At 63.5% G+C, this 24,218-nt stretch carries 23 protein-coding genes and 1 other RNA gene; 13 read left to right on the top strand and 11 right to left on the bottom strand.

What is annotated here, in order from left to right; genetic code table 11:
- The first annotated feature begins 7 nt into the window (after positions 1 to 7).
- The 4 genes from ACX5I4_RS01495 (at position 8) to recR (ending at position 4,245) form a co-directional block, all read left to right on the top strand.
- Positions 8 to 325, top strand: a complete 318-nt coding sequence (locus ACX5I4_RS01495) for a hypothetical protein (RefSeq protein WP_461835093.1) — start codon at positions 8 to 10, stop codon at positions 323 to 325.
- Positions 326 to 398: 73 nt separating this feature from the next.
- Positions 399 to 495, top strand: an RNA gene (gene ffs, locus ACX5I4_RS01490) — signal recognition particle sRNA small type.
- Between the two features lie 32 nt (positions 496 to 527).
- Positions 528 to 3,551, top strand: coding sequence for a DNA polymerase III subunit gamma and tau (locus ACX5I4_RS01485; protein ID WP_461835092.1), 3,024 nt, complete (start codon positions 528 to 530; stop codon positions 3,549 to 3,551).
- A 94-nt stretch (positions 3,552 to 3,645) separates the two neighbouring features.
- Positions 3,646 to 4,245, top strand: coding sequence for a recombination mediator RecR (gene recR / locus ACX5I4_RS01480; protein ID WP_028265726.1), 600 nt, complete (start codon positions 3,646 to 3,648; stop codon positions 4,243 to 4,245).
- 6 nt (positions 4,246 to 4,251) lie between these two features.
- On the opposite strand, the gene ACX5I4_RS01475 is transcribed toward recR, so the two are convergent.
- Positions 4,252 to 5,415 (bottom strand): ABC transporter permease, encoded by a 1,164-nt coding sequence (locus tag ACX5I4_RS01475; RefSeq protein ID WP_461835091.1) that lies wholly within the window; start codon positions 5,413 to 5,415, stop codon positions 4,252 to 4,254.
- Positions 5,412 to 6,368 (bottom strand): ABC transporter ATP-binding protein, encoded by a 957-nt coding sequence (locus ACX5I4_RS01470; protein WP_461835090.1) that lies wholly within the window; start codon positions 6,366 to 6,368, stop codon positions 5,412 to 5,414. Before ACX5I4_RS01470 ends, ACX5I4_RS01475 begins: the two co-directional genes overlap by 4 nt.
- A 251-nt stretch (positions 6,369 to 6,619) precedes the next feature.
- Between ACX5I4_RS01470 and ACX5I4_RS01465 the strand changes: the two genes are divergently transcribed.
- Positions 6,620 to 7,966 carry an aspartate kinase gene (locus tag ACX5I4_RS01465; protein WP_461835089.1) on the top strand — a complete coding sequence of 449 codons (1,347 nt, stop codon included), beginning with the start codon at positions 6,620 to 6,622 and terminating at the stop codon, positions 7,964 to 7,966.
- A 143-nt stretch (positions 7,967 to 8,109) separates the two neighbouring features.
- Here the strand turns inward: ACX5I4_RS01465 and ACX5I4_RS01460 are convergent, their stop codons facing one another.
- Both ACX5I4_RS01460 and ACX5I4_RS01455 read right to left on the bottom strand, forming a co-directional pair.
- Positions 8,110 to 8,289 carry a hypothetical protein gene (locus ACX5I4_RS01460; protein WP_461838623.1) on the bottom strand — a complete coding sequence of 60 codons (180 nt, stop codon included), beginning with the start codon at positions 8,287 to 8,289 and terminating at the stop codon, positions 8,110 to 8,112.
- A 155-nt stretch (positions 8,290 to 8,444) separates the two neighbouring features.
- Positions 8,445 to 8,654, bottom strand: coding sequence for a hypothetical protein (locus ACX5I4_RS01455; RefSeq protein WP_461835088.1), 210 nt, complete (start codon positions 8,652 to 8,654; stop codon positions 8,445 to 8,447).
- A 126-nt stretch (positions 8,655 to 8,780) separates the two neighbouring features.
- Between ACX5I4_RS01455 and ACX5I4_RS01450 the strand changes: the two genes are divergently transcribed.
- The 4 genes from ACX5I4_RS01450 to ACX5I4_RS01435 are packed head-to-tail and all read left to right on the top strand — an operon-like array spanning position 8,781 to position 11,172.
- Positions 8,781 to 9,272, top strand: coding sequence for a MarR family winged helix-turn-helix transcriptional regulator (locus tag ACX5I4_RS01450; RefSeq protein WP_461835087.1), 492 nt, complete (start codon positions 8,781 to 8,783; stop codon positions 9,270 to 9,272).
- Between the two features lie 25 nt (positions 9,273 to 9,297).
- Positions 9,298 to 9,864: an SSI family serine proteinase inhibitor gene (locus ACX5I4_RS01445; protein ID WP_461835086.1), complete on the top strand. Its 567-nt coding sequence runs from the start codon at positions 9,298 to 9,300 to the stop codon at positions 9,862 to 9,864.
- Positions 9,865 to 9,898: 34 nt separating this feature from the next.
- Complete coding sequence (locus tag ACX5I4_RS01440) at positions 9,899 to 10,804, top strand: 3-methyladenine DNA glycosylase (protein ID WP_461835085.1); 906 nt, start codon at positions 9,899 to 9,901, stop codon at positions 10,802 to 10,804.
- Positions 10,801 to 11,172: a serine protease inhibitor gene (locus ACX5I4_RS01435; protein ID WP_461835084.1), complete on the top strand. Its 372-nt coding sequence runs from the start codon at positions 10,801 to 10,803 to the stop codon at positions 11,170 to 11,172. The genes ACX5I4_RS01440 and ACX5I4_RS01435 overlap by 4 nt, the downstream gene beginning before the upstream one ends.
- A 272-nt stretch (positions 11,173 to 11,444) precedes the next feature.
- Here ACX5I4_RS01435 and ACX5I4_RS01430 read toward each other — a convergent pair whose 3' ends face one another.
- The 3 genes from ACX5I4_RS01430 to ACX5I4_RS01420 form a co-directional block, all read right to left on the bottom strand.
- Complete coding sequence (locus ACX5I4_RS01430; protein WP_461835083.1) at positions 11,445 to 14,603, bottom strand: S8 family serine peptidase; 3,159 nt, start codon at positions 14,601 to 14,603, stop codon at positions 11,445 to 11,447.
- A gap of 281 nt (positions 14,604 to 14,884) precedes the next feature.
- Positions 14,885 to 15,175, bottom strand: coding sequence for a DUF1540 domain-containing protein (locus ACX5I4_RS01425; protein ID WP_461835082.1), 291 nt, complete (start codon positions 15,173 to 15,175; stop codon positions 14,885 to 14,887).
- A gap of 138 nt (positions 15,176 to 15,313) precedes the next feature.
- On the bottom strand, positions 15,314 to 15,499 hold the full coding sequence (locus tag ACX5I4_RS01420; RefSeq protein ID WP_234752652.1) for a hypothetical protein: 186 nt from the start codon (positions 15,497 to 15,499) through the stop codon (positions 15,314 to 15,316).
- Between the two features lie 318 nt (positions 15,500 to 15,817).
- On the opposite strand from ACX5I4_RS01420, the gene purS reads away from it, so the two are divergent.
- Genes purS through purL form a run of 3 tightly spaced genes read left to right on the top strand, consistent with a single transcriptional unit; the run spans position 15,818 to position 19,141 of the window.
- The gene (gene purS, locus ACX5I4_RS01415; RefSeq protein WP_028265707.1) at positions 15,818 to 16,069 is read left to right on the top strand and encodes a phosphoribosylformylglycinamidine synthase subunit PurS; all 252 of its coding nucleotides are present in this window, start codon (positions 15,818 to 15,820) and stop codon (positions 16,067 to 16,069) included.
- Between the two features lies 1 nt (position 16,070).
- On the top strand, positions 16,071 to 16,823 hold the full coding sequence (gene purQ, locus ACX5I4_RS01410) for a phosphoribosylformylglycinamidine synthase subunit PurQ (RefSeq protein WP_461835081.1): 753 nt from the start codon (positions 16,071 to 16,073) through the stop codon (positions 16,821 to 16,823).
- Entirely contained in the window at positions 16,823 to 19,141 is a 2,319-nt protein-coding gene (gene purL, locus ACX5I4_RS01405; protein ID WP_461835080.1) for a phosphoribosylformylglycinamidine synthase subunit PurL, read from the top strand. Before purQ ends, purL begins: the two co-directional genes overlap by 1 nt.
- Before the next feature lie 259 nt (positions 19,142 to 19,400).
- On the opposite strand, the gene ACX5I4_RS01400 is transcribed toward purL, so the two are convergent.
- The gene (locus ACX5I4_RS01400; protein WP_461835079.1) at positions 19,401 to 19,694 is read right to left on the bottom strand and encodes a DUF503 domain-containing protein; all 294 of its coding nucleotides are present in this window, start codon (positions 19,692 to 19,694) and stop codon (positions 19,401 to 19,403) included.
- Between the two features lie 82 nt (positions 19,695 to 19,776).
- Between ACX5I4_RS01400 and ACX5I4_RS01395 the strand changes: the two genes are divergently transcribed.
- Positions 19,777 to 20,634 (top strand): DUF1206 domain-containing protein, encoded by an 858-nt coding sequence (locus tag ACX5I4_RS01395; RefSeq protein ID WP_461835078.1) that lies wholly within the window; start codon positions 19,777 to 19,779, stop codon positions 20,632 to 20,634.
- Positions 20,635 to 20,754: 120 nt separating this feature from the next.
- Here the strand turns inward: ACX5I4_RS01395 and ACX5I4_RS01390 are convergent, their stop codons facing one another.
- Genes ACX5I4_RS01390 through ngcE form a run of 3 tightly spaced genes read right to left on the bottom strand, consistent with a single transcriptional unit; the run spans position 20,755 to position 24,076 of the window.
- Positions 20,755 to 21,648, bottom strand: a complete 894-nt coding sequence (locus ACX5I4_RS01390) for a carbohydrate ABC transporter permease (protein ID WP_461835077.1) — start codon at positions 21,646 to 21,648, stop codon at positions 20,755 to 20,757.
- A complete protein-coding gene (locus ACX5I4_RS01385) occupies positions 21,648 to 22,661 on the bottom strand; it encodes a carbohydrate ABC transporter permease (RefSeq protein ID WP_461835076.1) in 1,014 nt (337 codons plus the stop codon). The genes ACX5I4_RS01390 and ACX5I4_RS01385 overlap by 1 nt, the downstream gene beginning before the upstream one ends.
- A 5-nt stretch (positions 22,662 to 22,666) precedes the next feature.
- Positions 22,667 to 24,076 carry an N-acetylglucosamine/diacetylchitobiose ABC transporter substrate-binding protein gene (ngcE, locus tag ACX5I4_RS01380; protein ID WP_461835075.1) on the bottom strand — a complete coding sequence of 470 codons (1,410 nt, stop codon included), beginning with the start codon at positions 24,074 to 24,076 and terminating at the stop codon, positions 22,667 to 22,669.
- Positions 24,077 to 24,218: the final 142 nt, after the last annotated feature.

Genomic DNA, 24,218 nt, shown 5'->3' with positions numbered 1-24,218 from the left:
TGGTGGCATGAGTCAACTGAACGCCCTCGTTGTCTACGTCCCGGTATCGCATAGCGAGAGCTTGCTGGCCGCGATCGGCGATGCCGGGGCCGGCAGAATCGGCGACTATTCGCATTGTTCCTTCACCACTCCGGGCACGGGACGCTTCACTCCATTGCCCGGGGCGCAGCCGTTTGTCGGAACCGTGGGGCACGGTGAAACGGTGGCGGAAATCCGGGTGGAGTGCGTGGTTGAGGCGGACGTGCTCGACGCCGTGGTGCAAGCCCTGCGCTCAGCCCACCCCTACGAGGAGCCGGCCTTCATGACCTGGCCGGTGAACGGTTAGCGCTAGCCTCCATTGGACATGCCTCCCTTGCGCTCCGGATTCGGAGGGCTCGATAACTTCGGGTAAGCTTGTCGACGGCCCCTCATGTGGCGTCATCCTGTTGAACTCCCCCAGGACCGGAAGGTAGCAAGGGTAGATGGGCTCTGGCGGGTGCATGAGGGGTCTCTTCTTAAATGTCAGTCCCTATAGGTAGGTTTCCCCTGTGACTGTTACTACTGCTCTTTACCGCAGATATCGTCCCGATTCTTTCGCGGACGTTATCGGGCAGGAACACGTCACGGAGCCGCTCATGACGGCCCTGCGCAAAAACCGCGTCAACCACGCCTATCTCTTCTCCGGCCCGCGCGGCTGCGGAAAAACCACGTCCGCCCGCATTCTCGCCCGCTGCCTCAATTGCGCCGAAGGCCCCACGGACACCCCTTGCGGCAAATGCAACAGCTGTGTTGAGCTGGCGCGCGGCGGCTCCGGCTCGCTCGACGTCATCGAGATCGACGCCGCCAGCCACGGTGGCGTGGACGACGCCCGCGATCTCCGCGAACGCGCCACCTTCGCTCCGGTCCGGGACCGGTACAAGATCTTCATCATTGACGAAGCCCACATGGTCACGTCCGCAGGCTTCAATGCGCTGCTGAAGATCGTCGAAGAGCCGCCGGAACACATCAAATTCATTTTCGCCACCACGGAGCCGGACAAGGTCATTGGCACCATCCGCTCCCGCACGCACCACTACCCCTTCCGCTTGGTTCCGCCCGAGCCCTTGATGCAGTACCTTGAGCTTCTCTGCCAACAGGAAAACGTGCCCGTTGCTCCCGGAGTGCTCTCCCTCGTCATCCGGGCCGGCGGCGGCTCCGTGCGCGATTCCCTCTCCGTACTGGACCAACTCATGGCCGGTGCCGGACCCAACGGGCTGGACTACGAGCTCGCCGTCGCGCTGCTCGGATACACCCACGCTTCGCTGCTCGACGACGTCGTAGAGGCAATTGCCGCGTCCGATTCCGCCACAGTCTTCCGCGCCGTGGACCGCGTCATCCAAACCGGGCACGATCCCCGACGCTTCGTCGAGGACCTGCTGGAGCGGTTCCGCGACCTCATCATCGTCCAAGCCATGCCGGAAAGCGCCCAAGCCATCCTCCGCGGAATGCCCGCAGACCAGATTGCCCGCATGCGCAGCCAAGCCAACAACCTCGGTGCCGCAGAGCTCTCCCGCGCCGCCGACGTCACCAATACCGCACTCACCGAAATGACCGGCGCAACCTCACCCCGGCTACATCTCGAGCTGCTCTGCGCCAGGATCCTGCTACCGAGTTCCGAGCAAACCGAACGCGGCATCGCGGCCCGGATCGACCGCGTCGAACGCCGCCTCAACTACGGCGGCGCGCTTCCCCCGGCAGAAACTCAGGGTTTGCCCGCAGTTGCCGCGGTTCCCCCCGTAGCCATAGCCCCACCCTCCCGCCCAGCGGAACAGCCAGTGGAACGCCCGACGGCGGCGGCCGGCACCGCTTCCACTCCACCAGCGTCCAGGGTACCGGCGGTCGCTGAGGCTCCGATTTCCGACGCCCCGACTGTTTCTGGGGCCCAGCCTGTTGCTGAAACCCCGTCTGTTGCTGAATCCCCATCCAGGGACCAGCTGACACCGCCTCGTGTGTCCACCAATGACTGGCCCATGGATGAGGCCAGGCAACCGGCCGGCCGTCCCGCTGCCGAATCCGCTTCGCCTTCGCCCGCACCTGCCGCGAGCCCCGCCGAGCAGTCCGTTGCGCAGGCACCCGCGCCAGCCCAGGCACCGGCGTCGACGCCCGCGCAACCGCCAGCGCCTGCCCAGCCCTCTCGTCCCGCCACCGGTGGCGCTACAGGGGGCGCCGACGTCGAGATCATCCGTCGCGCTTGGCCGGAGATCCTCCAGACACTAACCAAGATCAAGCGCAGCAGCTGGGCTTTGGTCGGAGCCAACGCCCAGGTAGCGCAATTCGACGGCCAACTTCTGACTCTGGCATTCAGTACTGACGGCCTTGCGAGCGCCTTCAGCCGGGCGGACCATGCCGAGAACCTTCGCCAAGCCATCCACAAAACGATCGGAATTGACTGCCAAATCACCTCCGTCGTCGGTGGCAACAGCTCAGGTAGCTCTGAACCAAACCCAAAAGCACCGGCTGAACCGGCGCCCACCGTAACGGGGGGTGCCTCTCCAACAGCGTCCTCCGCCGTGGACAGCGCATGGGGGCTTGCCCCTGCAACGCAAGGTGGACCTGCCGCCCCTGAAGCCGGCGGGGTTGACGCTGCACCAATCCCAGCGCCCGCACAGGCACAGGCAGTGAAGGTACCACCGGCATCGGCATCTGGGCAGACTCCTTCTGGGCAGGCTCCTTCGACCATTGGCCAGGCGTCCGAACAGGTTCCAGGGTCACTACCGGCTCAGGCCTCCGAGGCAGCTCCGGCCAACCAGCCCGTTTCCGCCGCACAGGATCCGGCCATAGCAGCGACCCCAAACGCCGATCCGAACGCAGACTACTCGTATTCGGACGATGACTGGGGTCCCCCGCTCGACGAGGACGCTCCCCCGCTCGACGAAGAACCGCCGATGGATTGGGTGCCACCGGCTCCCTCGGGCTCCGCAGCTATGCCCGCGGCAGTAACGGCCACTCCCGAAAAGAAGAAGCCCGCGGCCCCGGAAGATCCTTGGTCCAGGGCTGTCGAGCAGGCGCCGGGCGCTTGGGTGGTCGGCTCCGATTCCAACGTTGGTGCAGGGGCTTCAGGCAACTCGGGAGGGCCCGCCGGGCACCCCCCTCTATCCGGGGCAGCAACCGCAAGTCCCGTCTATGAACCCGCCGCCGCACAGATTCCAAGCCAACCGCAGGCTTCGGCGCCGGCCTCCGCACCACCAGCCGCAGCGCCCGGAGGCGAAACAGGGCGTTCGGCCGTAGGCCTCGCACAGTCCGCGGCCCAGGCTCCAGCGACCGCCCAAACGCCAGTATCGGCGCCTTCGGGAACAGGGAAGCAGAGCCTCTACCAGCGGCTTTCGAACAGCCCCGAAGCCATGGCTGGGCGCGAGAAGGCACCGGCCCGGGCTGCTGCCGCTCCCGGCGTCGTGGTGGAGGATATCCCGAGTGCCGACGACGAGACGATCGAGGAGTCGGGAGTCTTTGGGCGTGCCGCCGTCGAGCGTATTCTGGGCGGGAAGCTACTGGAAGAAAGGTCGCTGGACGGCGCTCCCCTGATGCGCCGCTAACGGCCGGAACCCTCCGGCACCTCATCAAGGTGCCACCAAACCGCGACAGCCGCGCAACAACAACGGGCGCCTGCATAGAACGAACGAGGACATTGTGTACGAAGGCGCAGTACAAGAGCTGATCGACGAGCTCGGCCGGCTCCCGGGCGTCGGGCCCAAATCGGCGCAGCGTCTTGCCTTCCACATCCTTGAGGCCGATCCCGAGGACATGAAGCGACTGGTCGCGGCCATCACCACAGTCAAGGAACGGGTGAAGTTCTGCACTGTCTGCGGCAACGTCACCGAGCAGGAACTCTGCAACATCTGCCGCGATCCGCGCCGCGACCCCTCAGTGATCTGCGTGGTCGAAGAGTCGAAGGATGTCCTGGCAGTGGAACGGACCCGGTCCTTCCGCGGCCGCTACCACGTGCTGGGCGGCGCCATCAACCCGATCGCCGGCATCGGTCCCGAACAGTTGCGTATCCGCGAACTCCTCACCCGGCTCAACGATGGCGCCATCCAGGAAATCATCATCGCGACCGACCCCAACCTCGAAGGCGAAGCGACCGCCACCTATCTGGCCCGCATGTTGAAGTCGATCGGCATCACCGTCACCAGGCTTGCCTCTGGCCTCCCGGTGGGCGGGGATCTGGAGTACGCGGACGAAGTTACCCTCGGAAGGGCCTTCGAGGGCCGCCGCAACGCCCTCATGTAAGCCGGGCTAAGCGATCCGAGTGCCTCGTGCAAGTCGGCCTGCAGGCGTCCGCAATGACCGCCAACCGAGCCACATGAGCAACCCCGTCAGGACCAGTTGCAGGCCGAGCCCCAACGGCCACAAGGGCGTCGTCTGCTTGAGGTACTGCGGCTGGGGCACTCCATTGGCGCACAGGTAGGTGTGGTCTGGGCCAGCGAGCGCGGACCTGGCACCCTGGCTGATGCCCTCGATCATGCCGACCGAGTAGAACGCGCTTCCGCTGCGGTCTGGATACGGAATGGCGTCCGCCACCACCACGTAGGGGTTCAACGCGAGCATCCAGGCCACGCGTTCGGTCCGGAGGGCTGGGTGCTCAACCAAGGGACCCCCGCAGGCGTAGGCGGGCTGCACCGGTTCGGTCGGCTGCCCTGGTTGGTTCGGCTGCAGCGGCACGGAGCGCGCCTGTGGCGTATTGGCCAACACCGTGCCCTGCGCCAATTGCGATCCCAGTCCGAAGGAGATCAGGGAGCCGACCACAAGAGCTGCAACTGCCAAGTAGGTGACCACGATCGAGAACAGTGGCCGCCCCGCAAGCGCCGAAATCCCCACCCCAATCCCACAGATGACAGCCAGTTCCACAGCCAGCATGAGGAGGGAAACCACCACGTGCCCCGGGGTCAGCCCGCCTTGGAACATTCCGAAAACGAGGAACGGTGCGCTGGTTGCCAGGAAGGCGAGCGCCGCCAGCCAACCCGCGCAGAACTTGCCCCAGAGGATTTGGCCAGGTGTCAGCAAGGTGATCTGCAGGATGGCGAGCGTGCCTCCAGCGCGGTCGCCGTTGATGGCGTTGGCAGACAGCGCGGGCGCCACAAGCAGGGCAAACAGGAGCACGAACGCCAGGACCACTTCGAAGATCATGGACCCCGCCCCGTCCTGCGGGGACATACCCGTGACCGAACGCTGCGCTTCCATGCTGGCGTTCCAGGCAAGCCAGGTCAGCCACGTCACTACCCCGATGACCACGAACCAGACGCCCAACATGATGTACCAGCCGCGGGAACGCAACCGTTGTTTCATCTCGAGGACCACGACGTCACGGATCCCGCCGAGATAGCCGGCGACGGCGTTCCCGCCGCCCGTAGTTCCCTGCGGTCCCGCTGGACCCGTCACGGCTTCAGTCACGTTGCTCATCGCCTCTCCGTTTCGAGGTTCATGTAGGTCTCTTCGAGGGCGCCTGCGGCTGGCGCGAAAGAAACTACCCCGATGCCGGCCGTGACGAGTTCCCGGAGGAGGGCGGCAGCGCCGTCGTCGTGCGTCAACAGCAAGGTGACCGACGGACGGGTGCCTGCCTCCACGCGAAATTCCAGGCCCAGTTCGCTGAGCTTTGCCGCGAGGGCCTGGTTGTCGAGGGCCGTGATCGCGTAGCGGCGGCCTTGCCGGGCAGCTTCCTCAAGGGTCTGCTGCTTCACGGTGCGTCCTTGGTTGACGAACACGGCACCGTCAGCGATTTCATCAAGCTCACTGAGGACGTGGGAAGAAACCACCACGGCTTTCCCGGCCCCCGCGAGGCGGCGCAGCAGGTTCCGAAGCTCCACCCTGGATCCCGGATCAAGGCCGGAAGCCGGCTCGTCGAGCAGCAGGACAGAGGGATCGTGGATGAGGGACCTGGCCAGGCTAAGCCGCTGCTGTTGACCCCGGGAGAGCACCCGTGCGGGCTGGCCAGCAAGTGCGTCCAAGCGGACTAGTTCGAGCAGTTCGTCGACACGCTGGCCGATACCGGCTTGGGGCACACGGTAGAAGCGGGCCATCTGGACCAGGATTTCCCTTGCGGTCAAGGACTCCCACACCCCCAAGGTGTCCGGCATCCAGCCGATCCGAAGCCGCACGGCGGCGCTTTCCCCGAGTGGATCCAGGCCGTCGATCCGGATGGTCCCGGAGTCGGGCCGGAGAAGTGAGGCCAGCATGAGCAGGAGCGTCGTCTTGCCAGCCCCGTTGGGACCGATGAGCGCCGTGACCTTCCCGGCCGGCGCGTGGAAATCGATGTGCTCCACTGCATGGACTGTACCGAAGCGGCGTGAGACGCCTTCCGCGGATACGCCGAGGGCAGCACTGCCCGGGACGTTTGAACTTTCAGCTATGGACATGTTCTACTCACCTGTTCCCCCAGACAGTAAAAGTACGCTTCAATTCCTGCGAGCCCATATGCCCTCAGGCTGCGTATTTCTTGATCGTACGCCACCCTGAAACGGCCGAGCATCCGCCCTGAGGCCGAGATTTGGTCACAATTCCCCTGCCCGCCGCGCCCGGCGATAAACTGGCCAAATAAGCCACGTAGCCGTGCCGTTATCTGGCCAAGCAACGTATGATCCCCAATTGATGCAGTGAGGGTGCGCGCATGAGTTTGCCCACTACCGATGTGAAAACCGAAGACCTGTCCGCTCAGGCTGCCATCACGAAGCAGCTGATCGTGCAGAAGTTCGGTGGCTCCTCGGTGTCCGACGCCGAAGGCATCAAGCGTGTTGCCCGCCGCGTGGTTGACGCACAAAAGGCCGGCAACGAGGTTGTTGTGGTGGTTTCGGCCATGGGAGACACCACGGACGAGCTCCTGGACCTCGCCGCCCAAGTCACCGATTCCGCTCCCGCCCGCGAAATGGACATGCTCCTCTCCGCAGGCGAACGCATCTCGATGGCCCTGCTGGCCATGGCCATCAACAAGTTCGGCGCCTCCGCCCAGTCTTTCACCGGCTCACAGGCCGGCATGATCACGGACGGCATCCACGGCAAGGCCCGCATCATCGACGTCGACCCCCACCGCATCCGCACAGCCTTGGACAAGGGACACATTGCGATCGTGGCTGGCTTCCAGGGCATGAGCCACAGCACCAAGGAGATCACCACCCTTGGCCGCGGTGGATCCGATACCACTGCTGTGGCTCTCGCCGCCGCGCTTGAGGCCGATGTCTGCGAGATCTACACGGACGTCGACGGCATCTACACGGCGGACCCGCGCGTGGTGCCGACGGCACAGAAGATCGACCGTATCTCCAGCGAGGAAATGCTCGAGTTGGCGGCTTCCGGCGCGAAGATCCTGCACTTGCGCTGCGTGGAGTACGCCCGCCGCTTTGGCGTGCCCCTGCACGTCCGTTCCTCATTCAGCCACAACGAAGGCACCTGGGTCCTGCCCAGCGCCGATGACAAGATCACGATTCAAGAGGGAGTTGCCTTGGAGCAGCCAATCATCTCCGGCGTTGCACACGACCGTTCAGAAGCAAAAGTCACCGTGGTCGGCGTCCCGGACATCCCCGGCAAGGCCGCCGCAATTTTCCAGGTCATCGCCAAGGCACACTCGAACATCGACATGATCGTTCAGAACGTGTCCACCCACGGCACCGGCCGCACGGACATTTCCTTCACGCTGCCCATCGTGGAAGGCGCCGACGCCCTCACTGCCCTCCGTGCGGCGCAGCCGGAGATCGGCTTCGAGAGCATCGAGTACAACGAAAACGTCGGCAAGCTTTCCCTGATCGGCGCGGGCATGCGTTCGCACCCTGGCGTCTCCGCCACGTTCTTCAAGGCGCTTTCGGACGCGGGCATCAACATCAACATGATCTCCACGTCGGAAATCCGCATCTCCGTGGTCACCCACGCCGATCTGCTGGATGACGCCGTGCGCGCCATCCACAAAGCGTTCGAGCTCGACGGCGAAGCCGAGGCAACCGTCTACGGCGGTACCGGCCGCTAGCCGAACTCCGCCGTCGGGCACCCGCCGTCGGGAACGCACAGTCGGGCACCCGCCGTCGGGATCTGAAGTTCTTAAACGTGAAAGAACCGGGGCTCACGCTCCGGTTCTTTGCTTTCCTGCGGCTTTCGGGCCGCAACTCGGCCTTAAGCGTCTTCCTTGCGGACTCCGTAGTGGTGGCCTTGGTCATCCGTTTCGACGACGAAATGCCCCAGGTCATTTTCTGACGCCTGCTCGAAGTCGTCATGCTTGTGGACTACGGGCGTATCAATGTCGCCCCGCGTCGCCGGGCCGAACCAGAAACGCAGTCGATCGGTCACCCTCATAAAGCTATCGAGTGCATGTCCCACAATTCCCACCTCCTTCCCCGCTGCGAGGTCCAGCCGTGTGGTTGGAGCTGAGTGGTTCCAGTGAGGCCAATTTTACGCCCGGAACCCACAAAAGGCCCGGGGGCGTCCATCCGCGAGGGAGCCGGCGGGCCTCAGCGCAGGGATTTGTCGTCCGGGTTCTTGGGGACGACGTAGGTGCTGCCGTCGGGCCTGCGGATGGTTTCCCATTGCTGCGCTTCGGCCTGGCGCCGGACGAGGAGGAGCCGGTTCTCCTCGGTCATTTCGTGATCCAGGGAACTGCTGTGCGCCGGCCCGAAGATGATCCGCAGCTTGCCCGTCGCGCGCATGAATTTCTGGGTCATGGTCTCTTTGGCCACCTGGTCTACCCTCTCTCAAAAGGATGCTATTCGTTAAGAGTACACTAACAATTAGTGCACTAACTATCTCGGCCATCCAGGCCGGGCACCCGACACAGAATGGAGCGAGCCATGGCTGCCTCAGGCACTCCCGTTACCCTCGACACCACCACGCCTGAAGACGACCTGCTGCTCGAGCGTCAATTGTGCTTCGCCCTGACGGTGGCGTCGCGAAGCGTGGTAGGCGTCTACAAGCCGGTGCTTGAAAAGATGGGGCTGACACATCCGCAATATCTCGTGATGCTAGCCCTCTGGGAACGCAGTCCCCGCACGCTCAAGGACATCAGCGAGGCACTCCTGCACGAGCCAGCCACTCTTTCGCCCATTCTGCGCCGGCTCGAAGAAGCAGGCTTCGTGACCCGCAACCGCATCCACGGAAACGAGCGGGCCCTCGCCATCACCCTTACCGAAGCCGGCGCCGCCCTCAGGCAGCAAGCGACGGCCGTGCCGGGAACCATCATGGAGCGGCTCCACCTCACGCGGGCCGAAGTAGCGGAACTGCACCGGGCCATGACAGGGCTCATCGCGGCCACCCAACTCCCGGGGGCGGCCGCCGGGCGATAAACTGGCAGGAATCAAGGAGATCCCCATGCGTTTGCGAATAGTCCGGTACGTTCTGGCTGTCCTCGCCGTCGCTGGGCTCGCCGCCTGCACGCCGGGCACTGGAGGCGGCACGCCCAGCAGCTCGGCCCCCGGCACTAGCACCTCCTCCACGCCGTCGTCCAGCCCCAGCGGTCTCCTGCCGGACGAGACGGAATCTCCGGGCGGCAAACCGACCCCTTCCTTCTCCCCCGCGCCCAGCTCCCCCGGCCTCGGAGAGGCCGAGCTTTCCATCATCGTCAAGTCCTCCCCCACAGCGGCTCCCGAAAGCTACACGCTCGTCTGCACCAATGGCGTCCCAGCCGCGGAGAGCCACCACCCCACCGCAGCCGCAGCGTGCGCAGCCCTGAAGAAAAACCCCGCCCTCCTCACGCGCACGCCCCGCCCCAGCGACCCGGTGTGCACTCAGCAGTACGGCGGACCCCAGACGGCAACAGTCACCGGCGCAGTGGATGGCGTGGGCGTCGAGTCCTCCTACAAACTCACTGACGGCTGCGAAATCGCCGCATGGGCCGCCGTCGCCGACATCCTGGGTTCCAGCGGTGCCGGAGCCTAGGCAAAAGCACCTCCCGCAAGAGACATGGCTTGCGATGGAGGCCGCCCACCACGCCCGCGTCGAGCGCTACGCCAAGCCATACTTGGCCCGGCGCTCCGCCGGCCAGAAGCATCCCGTGGAAGACTTCCTCTTCACCTACTACACCCAGAAGCCCGGCCAGCTCCTGCGCTGGCACCCGGGTGACGGCGTCGTCCTCTCCGGCCCCAAGGCAGCGGAGCGGGCCGGGTGGAAGTATTACCGAGTGCTCGACGACGGAGCGCTGGCTGCCGCGGGCCTGCCTGCCGGTACCGTTGCGGTCACCTTCGATCGCAGCCGATTCGCGGCCGATCGCACCGAGGCCGTCCGCTTCGCGGGCATCATCCTGGCGGGGACCGTTGCGCGGCCCGCCCAGTTTGGCTGCTTCGGCCTGCACGAATGGGCCATGGTCTACCGGCAGGACAAGTTCCACCTTCGTCACGAGTACCTCAAGCTGCGGCTCGGCTCCGAAGGCACGGACACCGTGGTGGAAGACAACCGGATCCGATGCTCGCACTTCGACGCCTTCCGTTTTTACACTCCGGACGCCATCCCCCTCAACGAGCTCACCCCCACGCGGGAAAACCAGCGAACCATTGAGCAACCTGGGTGCCTGCACGCCAACATGGACCTCTACAAGTGGGCATACAAACTGACCCCGGCGCTGCCGAGCGAGCTGGTGATGGATTGCTTCGAACTGTCCTGGCGGATCCGGGCCATGGACATGCAGGCCTCCCCGTACGACCTTGAAGAATGGGGCTATCCGGCCATCAGGATCGAGACACCGCAAGGCAAGGCCGAGTACGTTGAATATCAGCGGGCATTTGCCGCCGAAGCCCAGGAGCTCCGCGCACGGGTTCTTGACGCAGTGCGGCCGCTTCTGGAACTCCTCGAACCGGCACAGTCTCACAAAGGAAACCCATGACTTCAAGCAATGGAAAGTACGACGTCGAACTCACCATCACGCTGACGGAGGCACCGGGCGCCGTGGATCACGAGTTCGTCCTGCTCGGCTCGGGCGGCGAAGTCTCCGAAGGCTCGACTCTTCCGGACGCTCGCGCGGCGCTTGCCGCCGTCGAGCAATTCGGCGAGGAGATCTTCTTTCCGGTTCCGCGGCCAGACCGGATTTGCACCCAGCAATACGGCGGTCCGCAGGTGGCCGTGGTGACGGGCCGGTTCCGCGGACGCGACGTCAGCAGCCGCTTCAGCCGGACGGACGGCTGTGAGATCGCCCGCTGGCGCACCATGGCGGCACTCCTCGGCGGCATCTCGGGTTCCACTGGAAGCATCTAGTCCGACGCTCGCTCACATATGCCGGGTTTTGACCGGACGCTCGCTCACATATGCCGGGTTTTGGCCGGACGCCCACTCACATATAGCACCCCCAACCCCAAGCTCCTGTGAATGATCTGCAGGAGCGTTCCATGGTTTGGGTTCAAAGGTGAGCGAGCGTCAGGGAATTCAGGCCCATACGTGAGCGAGCGTCGGGCGAATGACAAGGCAGCGGCCGGCGGGATATCCCGCCGGCCGCTGCCGTGCCCTTCTGTCAGAACATCACTGCCGCATCAACGGGCGTTGTTCGACTGATCCTCTTCCTCATTCTGGAGTTTGCTCTTGCCGTGCTCGCCCTCCTGCTCATCCTTGGGCACCACGGACACGGCGCCGTCCGCCGAAACCAGCAAGGACACGAAAGTCGGTGCGCTGGTGCCGGCAAACGTGAGCCGACCGACGTAGGAACCAGGATTCAGCTCGCTCCACCCAAAGGTGAGCTTCCCGGCCTTGCCGTTCTTCAGCTGGATCGGATTGGGAGTGACTGTCGCTTTGCCCGGGTTTGCGCCCGGGACGGCGACGTCAACGCTGGCCTTGGTGGGCCTGTTTTGGGGGCTGGCTGACAGGTTCGCGATGATCGTGTACGCCCCTGGCTCCGGGTTGTCGAGGACGAGCGACTCACTGGCATTGGGTGTGGCAGCCGTGAACAACCGACCCGACGGCGAGAACACATAGAGATCGAAATCCGCGGCAGGATCGGAGGAGATTACCGAGAACTTCGCGAATGCAGTCCCGGGGTCAACCACGGCGGGCGTGACAAAGTTCGAGGGATCGCTTGTCGTCGCCACAGGACCCGGAACTAGTTCCACGGCCGAGGAAACAGCCTTCCAGAGGCCATCAAGCGTCACGGCCGTGGGTGAATCGGTACCCGAGACGATGTTGATGCCGGCCGAACCACTAGCCTGCTGGGACGTGAAGGCCACGTTCTTGGAAGCCACCACCGACTGCGGACGGACCGCAATTGGAGAGACCACCGACTTGTTGGCGCCTTCCCACTTCAGGGAACCCATGGCGAATGTACCCAGGGCAGCAGTCTTGTTTTCGAAGGTCACCTTGAAGGTCTTCGTCTGGCCGACCGAGTTGAAGTTCAGCACCGACGGGGTGACCTTGACATCAACGCCAGGAACGTTGACCGTGGCCCGGTAGAGGCCCGGAGTCAGGGCCGTGACAGTGCGGGTCACCTCGATCTTCCCGGCCAGGTTTCCGAGCGCGAACGATGGAAGGTTCATGTCGCGCGGCAGCGTGGAGCCAAGGCCCGGGATGCCGAGATCGACGCCGGTACCCTGGATGAACTTCAGGTAGTCCTCGGTTCCAGCGTCGTAAACGAGGCCCGGATCCAGCACACGTGCCGGGTTCATCTGCCCCGCGCCCGTAGCGAAGACGTCATTGTTCTTGGTTCCGTCCGCCAGCTTGACGTCGCTCGCCGTGGTCATCATGGCCGATTTGACTGCAGCGGGGGACCAGTCGGGATTCTTCGCCATGATCAAGGCTCCGAAACCTGCAATGTGCGGCGACGCCATGGACGTACCGGACATGAACCCGTATTCATCGCCTTTACTGCCGATGGGCGAAACGCCTGCCAACACTGCAACCCCGGGAGCCGAAACGTCGGGCTTGAGCAGATCCGAATCGGTGGCAAGGAGCGGACCGCGGGAGGAGAATCCTGCGATCTGCGGCTGTGCCTCGAGCGGAAGCCCGGTGGTGTCGTGGTCAACAAGGGAAACTGTAATTCCCGGGTTGGCCGCCACCTTGTCCTTGATGGCCTGCGTGGCCGGCGGATTCACGTGGACTGTGGGAACAGAATGCTTGTCCGTGTCCAGCGATGAGCTGGTGAGGTTCACCAGGATCATGCCCACGCCGCCGCCACGGAGCACCTCGGCGCTCTTGGCGACCCGGTCAACCACGCCGCGGTCACATACCACTACCTTGCCCGCGATCTTCGCCGGGTCCAAGGACCCCGGCGCACAGAGCGCCGCGTTACCGGCGCCGGACGCAGCGTTCGCGGAAAGCACGACGCCGGCCCCGCTCACCTGGTGGTTCATGATGCTGGCGCCGCGGAACTTGCTGCCGTCGGAGAACTCGATGGTTCCTTGCAGCTCCTGGGAGAACGAGGTAGCCGCAACCGTGGTCATCCACGGTGCGCCGTGGTTGACGGTGCTGGCCTGGGGGCCCGAGTTTCCGGCGGACGCGGCCACGAAGATTCCTGCCGACGCGGCAGAGAGGAACGCCAGCGAGACGGGATCGGTGGTGGTGTCCGTCGCTCCGGAGATGGAGTAGTTCAGGACGTCCACGCCGTCGGCAATGGCCTGGTCAATGGCAGAGATGGCCGCGGAGCTGTAGCAGCCGCCCGAGTTGGGGTTGGTGTCTTCCCAGCAGATCTTGTAAATCGAAAGCTTGGCGGCCGGTGCGATGCCGCTCGTTTTGCCGAAGCTGCGGCCATCGACGAACGTCTCCACCCCGGGGTTGCCCGCCGCGGTGCTGGCCGTGTGCGTACCATGGCTCGCGACGTCGATGGGCGAGATCTGTTCCAAAGGTGACCGCTGGGCTGGCGGAACCGTTTGCAAGAAGGCATCGGCGAAGTAGTGGGCGCTGAGGACCTTGGAATTGCAGGCGCTGCCGTCGAAGGCCGCTCCGGTGCCGGTGCCCTTCTGGCATTCGCCTACGAAGGTATCTCCGTTGGCTTTCAGCATGGCGATCTTGCCGTCACTGGTGCGGTAGGGGACGCCCACTTCGGGGTTCCCTACCAGTGGCTGGACGGGATCACCGGCGAAGAACTTGCTCGTAGGCGTGTAACCGGTGTCGATCACACCGACCACTGTGCCCTTGCCGGCCTGGTCCTGGCCACCGAACTGGGTGTTCCAAAGTCCGTTGGGTCCGCTGAGCTTGAGGAAATCGGTGGTGGAGTAGTCAGGAGCTGACTGGGTGTCCGGGGCCACGAGGAGAACATTGGGGTTCTTCGCGAGGTTGACTGCCTGGTTCGCGGAAAGAGTGGCGCTGAAGCCGTTGATGGCCGTGGTGTAGTCGCGATTGATGCTCACGTTCTGCTGCTTGGCCACTTCCTGCTGCTTCTGCTGCAAGTGGGCTTGGTACTGCTTCACTTCGGCCTTGCCGACGTCCAGCTTCTTGCCCGCTTGCGGTTTGGTGGGCACATAACCGGGCGTTCCGCCGTCGTACGTGGCTGCTGGCTTCTCTGCCAGGACCACTACGTAACGGCCGTCTTGATAAGACTTGGGGTCGACATTCCGGGCAACCCCGGCAACCGTTGGTTCGGAAGCAGGCGCGGCTTGAGCCGGTGCCAACGCCGCGGAGGAGAGCAGAACCGGTAATCCGACGGCTAACGCCGCAGCTTTTCGAAGCCCCCCGCTTCCAATGAAGCTCTTTCCTTGTGAATTCACGAGTGATTGCACCTTTCCGGGCGATCGTGGCGGTCATGTCAAGATCAATCAACTAAGGATGGACCCCGATTGACAGTTCTTGTAATCAGGTAAAGCCCAGCCGATTCATAGAGTACAGAGCGATAGCGCAATATTACATAGGACACATTTCACTTTTTTTGTCATGTCATTTGGCATCAGAATACATCCGCACACAGCAGCGGGCACGCCCCCGTCGGGAGGGGACGTGCCCGCTGTGTGGATGTTTAGATATTGACCGCGAAGGCGCGCCGCAGGGAACCTCAGGCGTGTTCGTACGTCAAGCAATCAGCCGCCTCGGCACCGGGGCCGATCCGGACGTCGTGGGCCTCGCACATGAGGTTGTTGTTGTGGGTGCACTCCGAGCGCTGGCAGGCACCGACATGCGCCAAGACCTTGGGTAGTCCGCCCATGAGGGTGGTGTCAATGAAGGTGGCACAGGATGCATGATCCCGTGTTCCGCCAATCGTGATCCCGAAGGCGGTACAGCCATGATGGTTGAATCCGCAGCTGCCAACGCTGCATGCGGACACTTCGGCGACGTGTTCGGTCATTGCTCCTCCTGCTTGGGTGGGGAAATTCCTTGACAGCAATTCCAAGCTACTCCCGAATACACGCCTTTACCCCGGAAGATTAGCGCATTTGTATGTACCCTATTGCGCCCCAAGCACGGTGCCAGCGGACAGGTTGCGCTAAGACCGGATCCCTCGCAAGGCGTCACTGATTTTGGCCCTTGTCGAAGCATCCGGCGGGACCGAAATGCGGTTCTCCCGGGCAGCCCGGTCTGCCATGATCCTTTGGAAAACCATCCTCCCCAGGCCAGCAAAAACCGCGGCAAGGACCACGGGCAAAACCATCGACTTAGCATTCTCGGCCATGCCGCAATCCTAGTGACGCAAACCACGGCGGGCCAGAGCCGCCGTCGGGCATTGAAAAACCGCCGACGGCGACAGGGCGCCGCCGCGAATTGGCGCGGCACGCGGGGCCTCTTCACCGATCTCCCGCAAATAGGGTATGTAGCGATTTGGCCGGTAGAATGGGCATGCAAGCTCGCGGAGCGCCCCCCTTATTCCGTAAGACACTGCATCCACACACTGTCGCTGAACTCTGTTGGATGGGGTTTCGGCGTGAGACGGCACCACTCCGCGGCAGCCTTTAACCAAGGTTAACCAACGCTCACGCACAGGAGTTACCGGATGCCCCGGATCGTCGTCGACGTCATGCCCAAGCCCGAGATTCTGGACCCGCAGGGGAAGGCCATCGTGGGCGCGCTGCCCCGCCTCGGCTTCACCAGCTTTAGCGCAGTCCGCCAGGGCAAGCGCTTTGAACTGACCGTCGACGGCGAGGTGACCGACGCCATCCTCGCCCAGGCCCGCGAAGCCGCCGAGACCCTGCTGTCCAACCCGGTGATCGAAGACGTCGTCAACGTCGAGGTCGTCGAGGCCTGACATGACTGAACTTCCTTTGATCGGCGGAGCCCCCGTGGCCGTCGAACCCCATTTGGTCGGGGCCAAGATCGGCGTCGTCACCTTCCCTGGCACCCTTGACGACCGCGACGCCGCCCGTGCGGTTCGCTTGGCAGGCGGCACCGCCGTCGCGCTCTGGCACGCGGACACCGAACTGGCAGATGTGGACGCCGTCGTCATTCCGGGCGGTTTCTCCTACGGCGACTACCTGCGTGCTGGTGCCATTTCGCGCTTCGCGCCACTGATGTCGAAGATCATCGACGCAGCGAACTCCGACGCCAAGCTTCCTGTCCTGGGCATTTGCAACGGCTTCCAGATCTTGACCGAATCGCACCTGCTGCCCGGCTCCATGATCAAGAACGACCATCTGAAGTTCTTGTGCCGCGACCAGGTCCTGCGCGTGGAGAACAACAACACCTTGTGGACCTCGGACTACGAGGCCGGCCAGGAAATCACTGTTCCGCTCAAGAACCAGGACGGCCAGTACATCGCCGACGAGAAGACCCTGGACGCCCTTGAGGCCGAGGGCCGCGTCGTGTTCCGCTACGTCGGCTGGAACCCGAACGGCTCGCGCCGCGACATTGCCGGCATCAGCAACGCCGCCGGCAACGTGGTGGGCCTCATGCCGCACCCGGAGCACGCGGTGGAGCCCGGATTCGGTCCGGAGTCCAACGCCGGCACCGACGGCCTGGGCTTCTTCACCTCCGTCCTGAACAAGATCGTGGGAGGCGCATAGTGACTACCTCAGCTGAAACCGTCGGCAAGAAGTTCAACATCGACACCGTCGAGAACGCAGCCAAGACCCCGGACACCGAGCTCCCCTGGGCCGAACTGGGCCTGAAGCAAAACGAGTTCGACGAGGTCGTCAAGGTCCTGGGCCGCCGCCCCACCGGTGCCGAGCTCGCCATGTACTCCGTGATGTGGAGCGAGCACTGCTCCTACAAGTCCTCGAAGAACCACCTGCGCCAGTTCGGCGAAAAGGTCACCGAGGAAATGAAGAAGGACATGTTGGTGGGCATTGGCGAAAACGCCGGCGTCACCAACCTCGGCGACGGCTGGGCCGTGACGTTCAAGATCGAGTCCCACAACTCGCCGTCGTTCGTGGAGCCCTACCAGGGTGCCGCAACAGGCATCGGCGGCATTGTCCGCGACATTATCTCCATGGGCGCCCGTCCGGTTGCCGTGATGGATCCGCTGCGTTTCGGCGCCATCGACCACCCGGACACGGCCCGCGTCATGCACGGTGCCGTTGCCGGCATTGGTGGCTACGGCAACTCGCTCGGCTTGCCGAACATCGGCGGTGAAATGGTGTTCGACTCCGTGTACCAGGGCAACCCGCTGGTCAACGCGCTGGCAGTCGGCGTCATGCGCCACGAGGACATCCGCCTGGCCAACGCCTCCGGCAAGGGCAACAAGGTAGTCCTGTTCGGTGCGCGCACCGGTGGCGACGGCATTGGCGGCGCGTCGGTGCTGGCCTCGGAGTCTTTCGACGACACCAAGCCGTCCAAGCGTCCCGCGGTCCAGGTGGGCGACCCCTTCGCTGAGAAGGTCCTGATCGAGTGCTGCCTGGAACTGTTCAAGGGTTCGCTGGTTGAGGGTATCCAGGACCTCGGCGCTGCGGGCATCTCCTGCGCCACGTCCGAGCTCGCTTCCAACGGCGACGGCGGCATGCAGGTTGAGCTGACCTCCGTCCTTCTGCGCGACCCCACTCTGACGCCGGGCGAAATCCTGATGTCCGAGTCGCAGGAACGCATGATGGCCGTTGTCACTCCTGAGAACATCGCCGCATTCGAAGCTGTCATGGACAAATGGGCCGTGGAGTACTCTTGGCTGGGCGAAGTGACCGATACCGGCCGCCTCATCATCACGTGGGAAGGCGAAGTCATTGTCGACGTCGACCCGCGCACCGTTGCCCACGACGGTCCGGTCTACGACCGCCCGTACGCACGGCCCTCATGGCAGGATTCCGTGCAGGCCGATACCTTCACGGGCTCAGTGCAGGACGCCGGCCGTCCGTCGACCTCCGGGGAACTGGCCGCCGCCGTCACCGAGCTGATTGCTTCGCCGAACATGTGCAGCAAGGCCTGGATCACCAAGCAGTACGACCGCTACGTCGGCGGCAACACCGCAATGGCGTTCCCGGACGACGCCGGCGTAGTCCGCGTGGACGAGGAAACCGGCCTCGGCGTGGCCCTGGCCACCGACGCCAACGGTCGCTACACCTACCTCGATCCGTACCACGGTGCACAGCTGGCACTGGCCGAGGCGTACCGCAACGTCGCCACCTCCGGCGCCGTGCCGATGGCCGTCAGCGACTGCTTGAACTTCGGTTCCCCCGAGGACCCGGACGTCATGTGGCAGCTGGCCGAGGCCATTCGTGGCCTGTCCGACGCTTGCATGGAACTGGGCGTCCCGGTCACCGGCGGCAACGTCTCGCTGTACAACCAGACGGGTACCGTGCCGATCCACCCCTCCCCCGTGGTGGCCGTGTTGGGCAAGCTCGACGACGTCGCGCGCCGCACCCCGTCCGGCTGGAAGGAAGACGGCCAGGCCATCTACCTGCTGGGCACCACGGCCGCGGAGCTGGACGGTTCGGAATGGTCCAACCTGCGCGGACACCTCGGTGGTTTGCCGCCAAAGGTTGACCTGTCCCTGGAGCGTCAGCTGGGCGAGATCCTCATCAACGCTTCGCGCGACGGCATGATCGACGCGGCGCACGATCTCTCCGAGGGCGGCCTTGCCGCTGCATTGGTGGAGTCCTCGCTGCGTTACGGCGTCGGCGCCCGGATTGCGCTGGAGGAACTCCTGGAGCGCGACGGCGTGGACCTGTTCACGGCGCTGTTCTCCGAGTCCCAAGGCCGTGCGATCGTGTCAGTTCCGCGTTCCGAGGAAGTCCGCTTCAAGGACATGTGCACCGCCCGCGGCTTCACCCACATCCGGATCGGTGTCGTCGACGCTGCCGGCGGCAAGCTGGAGATCAACGGCGTGGACGAGCTGTCCTTGGACGCTCTCAACGAAGCCCACGAGGCCACGCTGCCGAAGTACTTCGGCTAACACTCCCGAGGCTCATCGATTGCTCCCCACCAGCACCGGCGGGGAGCAATCGCGTTAAGGCCTCCTGCAGATATCAGGGGGTTGGGTACGACGCTCGCTCACATATACCCGCCTTCCGAGCAACGCTCGCTCACCTTTGGCGCCTTTTGGCGTGACGCTCCTGCAGATGATCTGAGCGAGGGTCCCGCCAGAACCCCACATTAGTGAGCGAGCGTCCCGCCAGAACCCCACATTAGTGAGCGAGCGTCCAGGGTTCGGGTCAGTCCTCGCTGTGGAGGTCACGGCGTCGGGCGCTCAGCAGTTCCAGTTCGGGCCGGGCGGCAACAAAGCGTTCGACGGCGTCGATCACCTCTACAAGATGCGCCCGGTCCGCTGCCACGGCAGCTGCGCCGATGAGGGCTCGGCGATGCTGGTCCAGGTTTCCGGTTTCGGCTGCGGAGACCTCGAAGCGGCGCTTCAACTCGGCGATCAGCGGACGCACTAGGGAGCGTTTCTCTTTGAGGCTGTACACCTCGCCGAGGAGGATGTCGAACTCGATCCAAGCGATCCACATGCGCCCATGGTATCGAGTAGCCGCATTCCCTCCCTTCCGGGAGCCAGCGGTGGCAAGATGAAGGGCAGACCAAAGGAGCTCCGTGGGCACAGGCGATCATATGAACAAAGCAGGCAACCCAGTGTCCCGAGGCGCAGATTCGGTGGGTGACGCCGTCGAAGACGCCAAGGATTCACGGGCCGTCCGGGCAGTGGCGCGGGCCGGCTTTGTTGCCTTAGGGCTGATCCACCTCTTGATCGGGATCATCGCCCTGCGGATCGCGTTTGGCGAATCGGGGCAGGCCGACCAAAGCGGAGCGGTGGGTCAGATGGCTGCCACGCCCGGCGGGGCCGTCCTTCTGTGGGCGGGTCTGGTGGCCTGCGCAGTACTCGCGCTCTACATGGCGAGCGACGCCGTGATGGGGTGGAGCGGGCACGGCGGCTCCAAGCGCTGGCTGAAACGGCTCAAGGCAGCCGGGCAGGCGATTGTCTTCGCCGCGGCCGCGGTGACGTTCGGCAGTTTCGCGCTCAGCCGTCCGAGCAGTAGCAGCGAGAAATCCCGTACGGTCAGCGCAGACCTCATGTCCAGCCCCGCAGGTACTGTTCTCCTGGTGATCGTCGGGGCGGCGTTGCTGGCAGCCGCTGGCACCTACATCTTCTTGGGGATCACACGCAGGTACGAAAAGAACCTGCGCGGAAAACCGTCCGGGCTCCTGGGAGATGCGTTCACGGTGCTGGGCGTGGTGGGCTACTGCGCGAAAGGGGTAGCCCTCGGCGCCGTCGGGCTGCTCGTTCTGATTGCCACAGTGGCCCACGACCCTTCCCAACAAGGCGGGCTCGACTCGGCACTCAAGGCCTTCTTGAAGCAACCCTTTGGCGGATGGGTGCTGGTGTTTGTGAGCCTTGGACTCATGGCCTACGGGGTCTTCTCCCTGTTCCGTTCCCGTTATCAGCGGCTCTGAGGCGGCTCTGAGGCGGCGGCCCGCGCCGCGACGCCGGCAGCAGCCGCTGAAAGAAACGCCCGACGGCGGCCCTCACCAAAAGGTGAGAACCGCCGTCGGGCGCTTATTAACTTGGTTGTGCTACTTGGACGTACCCTGCGACACAGAGCCTTGAAGCTGACGCTGGAAGATGATGTAGACGATCAGCACCGGCACCACGGTGACCGTGACCGCAGCGAACAAGGCGCCGAAGTCCACTGCATAACCCATCTGGCCAGCGAAGGCAGCCAGCCCTTGGGACAGCACGCGCGGCCCGGCTGCATTGATCGCCACCGGAATCAGGAATTGGTTCCACAGGCCCAGGAAGTTGAAGATGGCCACGGAGGCGAGTCCTGGCTTGGCCATCGGCAACATGACCTGGAAGAACGTCCGCCACTCGCCCGCTCCGTCCAAGGAGGCTGCCTCGCCGATTTCGAAGGGCAAGGACTTGAAGAAGGAGAAGAGGAAGAACACTGTGAACGGCAGCGCGAAGCCAACGTACACAAGTATGAGCCCCGGCAGGGTATTGAGCAGGCCGAGGTTCTTCATGACGAAGAACAGCGGGACCATGGCCAGGAAGATCGGGAAGGTCAGCCCGGCAAGCATCAGGTAGTAGATGGCCCTGCTGCCTGGGAAGGTGTAGCGCGCCAGGACATAGGCGCACATTGCGCCCAGGACCATGACGATTACCAGGGCCGAACCCACCACAATGACCGAGTTCAGGAAGTAGCTTCCAATGCCGGCTTCGGACCAGGCGCGGACGTAGTTGTCGAACCGCCACTGCGAGGGCAAGGCGAACGGCGAGGCAAAGATCTCGCTCGATGTCTTGAAGGAGGACATGAAGGTCCACAGCAAGGGAAGAATCACGATGAGCGACCAGATGGTCAGGGCCGTGTGCGAAACCGCGCCCACCACCTTGTCGCTGGTGGTCGCGGACGTCTTGCGCGGGTTGAAGTGCAACGAGGTGCGCTGCTCTGAGGCGAGTTTGCTGGTCATTAGTTGGACACATCCTTGTCGCCGCCAGTGATCCTGTTCACGAGGAACACGAGGCCCGAGAAAATCAGCGTGGCTATTGCGAGCACAACGCCCATGGCGCTGGCCAGGCCGAACTGGCTCTTGGTGAAAGCGGTAAAGAAGAGCTGCTGGGCCATGACCAACGTGGAGTTGTCCGGACCACCGCCGGGATTAAGCGCAGCCATGTAGACAAAAGCGTCCAAGGCAAGAATGCCCATGTAGATGTAGGCGGTCTGGATGTTGTCGCGGATGAGCGGGATGGTGATTGAGACGGCCGTACGAAAACGCCCTGCCCCGTCAATACGTGCAGCTTCAAAGGTTTCAGCCGGAATGCCCTTGATGCCTGCCACGAACAGCACCATGTAGAAGCCAACAAAACCCCACACGATCACGAACATCGTGGCGACCATGGCGGTGCTCTTGTCACCCAGCCAGGCGTAAGACTTGAACTGGTCCAGCCCCAGGGACGTCAGCATACCGTTCAGCAGGCCGCCGGAAGGATCGTAGATCTGTCCCCACATGATGCCGATGGCGATAGCCGGGATCGTGTACGGGAAGAAGGACACAACCCTGTAGAAGCTGGAATTCTTGAGGCCCTTGATCTGGCCTTTGCTGCTGCCTCCCACGGTTACCAAGGTTGCCAGCACCAGGCTGAGGATGATGGTGATGATCGGTAGGAAGATCACCAGGAGGATGTTATTGCCCAAAGCCTTCATGAAGATGTCGTCCGTGAAGATCTTGCGGTAATTCTCGAAGCCGATGAAGTTTTGCTTGGCTGAGAACCCCGACCAGTCGGTCATGGAGTAGCCAAAGGCCTGGATGAAGGGCCAAATGACAAACGCAAGGTAGATAGCCAGCGGAAGGCCAAGGAACACTGCGAAGAAGCTGACCTTGTCCCAGGTTAGGGGCCTGCGCCTCCGCCTGACCACTGGTGGAGCACTTTCCGGAACGACGGCGGTCAGGCCGCCGTCGTTCCGGCTCGTTCGGGTTTTCACTTGAGTCACTTCACTTCAATCTTTGTCACCGAGCTGTCGTTGCGGACCTTGTCAGTGATCTTCTGCAGGTCGGCAGTCAGCGTGCCGACGTCGGACTTGCCGTCCAGGAAGGTGTTCCAAACAACCAACTGGTCCTTGTTCATCCCGTAGAGGTCGACAAAGTTCCAGGTGAAGATGTTCGATCCAGCCGCGTTAAGCAGGGTGGTCTGGGAAACCAGTGCAGTGGAGCCGAAGCCATCTGCGGGAACAGTGTCCTTGACGATGGTGGGGGCGAGCTTGGTCTTGGCGAAGTTGGTGGCCGCTTCCTTGGACAGCATGACACGCAGCAATTCTTTGCCGCCGGCAACGTTCTTGCCCTGCGAAGGAACAATGAACGGCTCGCCGGAAGCGCTGTGCATTGCCTCGTAAGGAAGCTTGGATCCCGATGTCACCGTGGGAATCGGAACACCGGTCATCTTGAATCCGGACTTGGTCTGGTCCTTCATCTCGTTTTCGATCCACGAACCGGACGGGTAGAAGACGGCTTCTTGGGCGTTGCTCCACTGCGCTTGGGCTGCCGTGAACTGCGTACCCGAGCCACCTGGCTTGAAGTGGCCCGCCTTGACGATCTTGTCCAATGCCTTGAAGACGCTCTGGATGGCCGGGTGGGACCAGCAATCTGCCTTCAGGTTTTCAAGCCCCAGGCGGACGTCGTGTCCGCCTTCCTTGATGGCGGAAGCGATGGCCATTTCCTGGTAGTAGGTAGCCGCTTCCTTGCCCCAGACGAACAGGTACTTGCCCTTGGCCTTGGCCTGCTCACCAAGGGCGTACATGTCATCCCAGGTCTTCGGTACGGTCCAGCCGTTGTCCTTCAAGAATGAATCCGAGTACCACATGGCGTAAACGGTCAGCACGTAGTTCAAGGCAGCCAGCTTGCCTTCGAACGTACCCGGGGCAAGCACACCGCCGTAGAGGGTGTCCTTGATGACCTTGCCTTCAAGGTTCTTGGCGTTAATGACGCTGGTGAGGTCTTCAAGCTGCGGCAAGATGGCGCTGAAGCCGATCGCCTTGGCGCCGGAGTTGTCGATCAAGTCCGGCGGGTTGCCTCCGACGAATCGTGGCTGGAGTTCCTGCGCGATGTCCGTCGAGGGCGCAATCTTGGCGGTGGAACCCGAATGTGCGCTTTCGAAGGCTTTGCCCGCGAAGTCGACATAGTCGATTCCGTAGCCGCCCTTGAAGATCACTGCGTCAACGGTGGACTTATCTGCCATACCGAACGGGTTGGCATCCGAAACGGTCCCCGTAGGACCGGTGGTTCCTCCGCCGCCACCGGCTGCGCAGGAGGCCATCGAGCCGGCCAACGGCACAAGCACGGCCGCGGCAAGCGCGCCGCGGAGGAAACCACGACGTGCAAAGGACTGCTGCTGAACGTTCATCCTAAAACCCTCCAGAGACTCGTAGTACCGACTCTGACGGCGCCTCGGCCGGCAGTCGATCGGTCCGGGCACCGCCGCTGCGACGCGCCCTTCGTGTGACATACTTCACCACGAATGATTGAAAAGCAATATTTGAGGGCAG

This window comes from Arthrobacter sp. MMS24-S77 (assembly GCF_054888235.1).
Note: the sequence above shows the minus strand (reverse complement) of the source record. Positions and strands in the feature narration are given on the sequence as shown.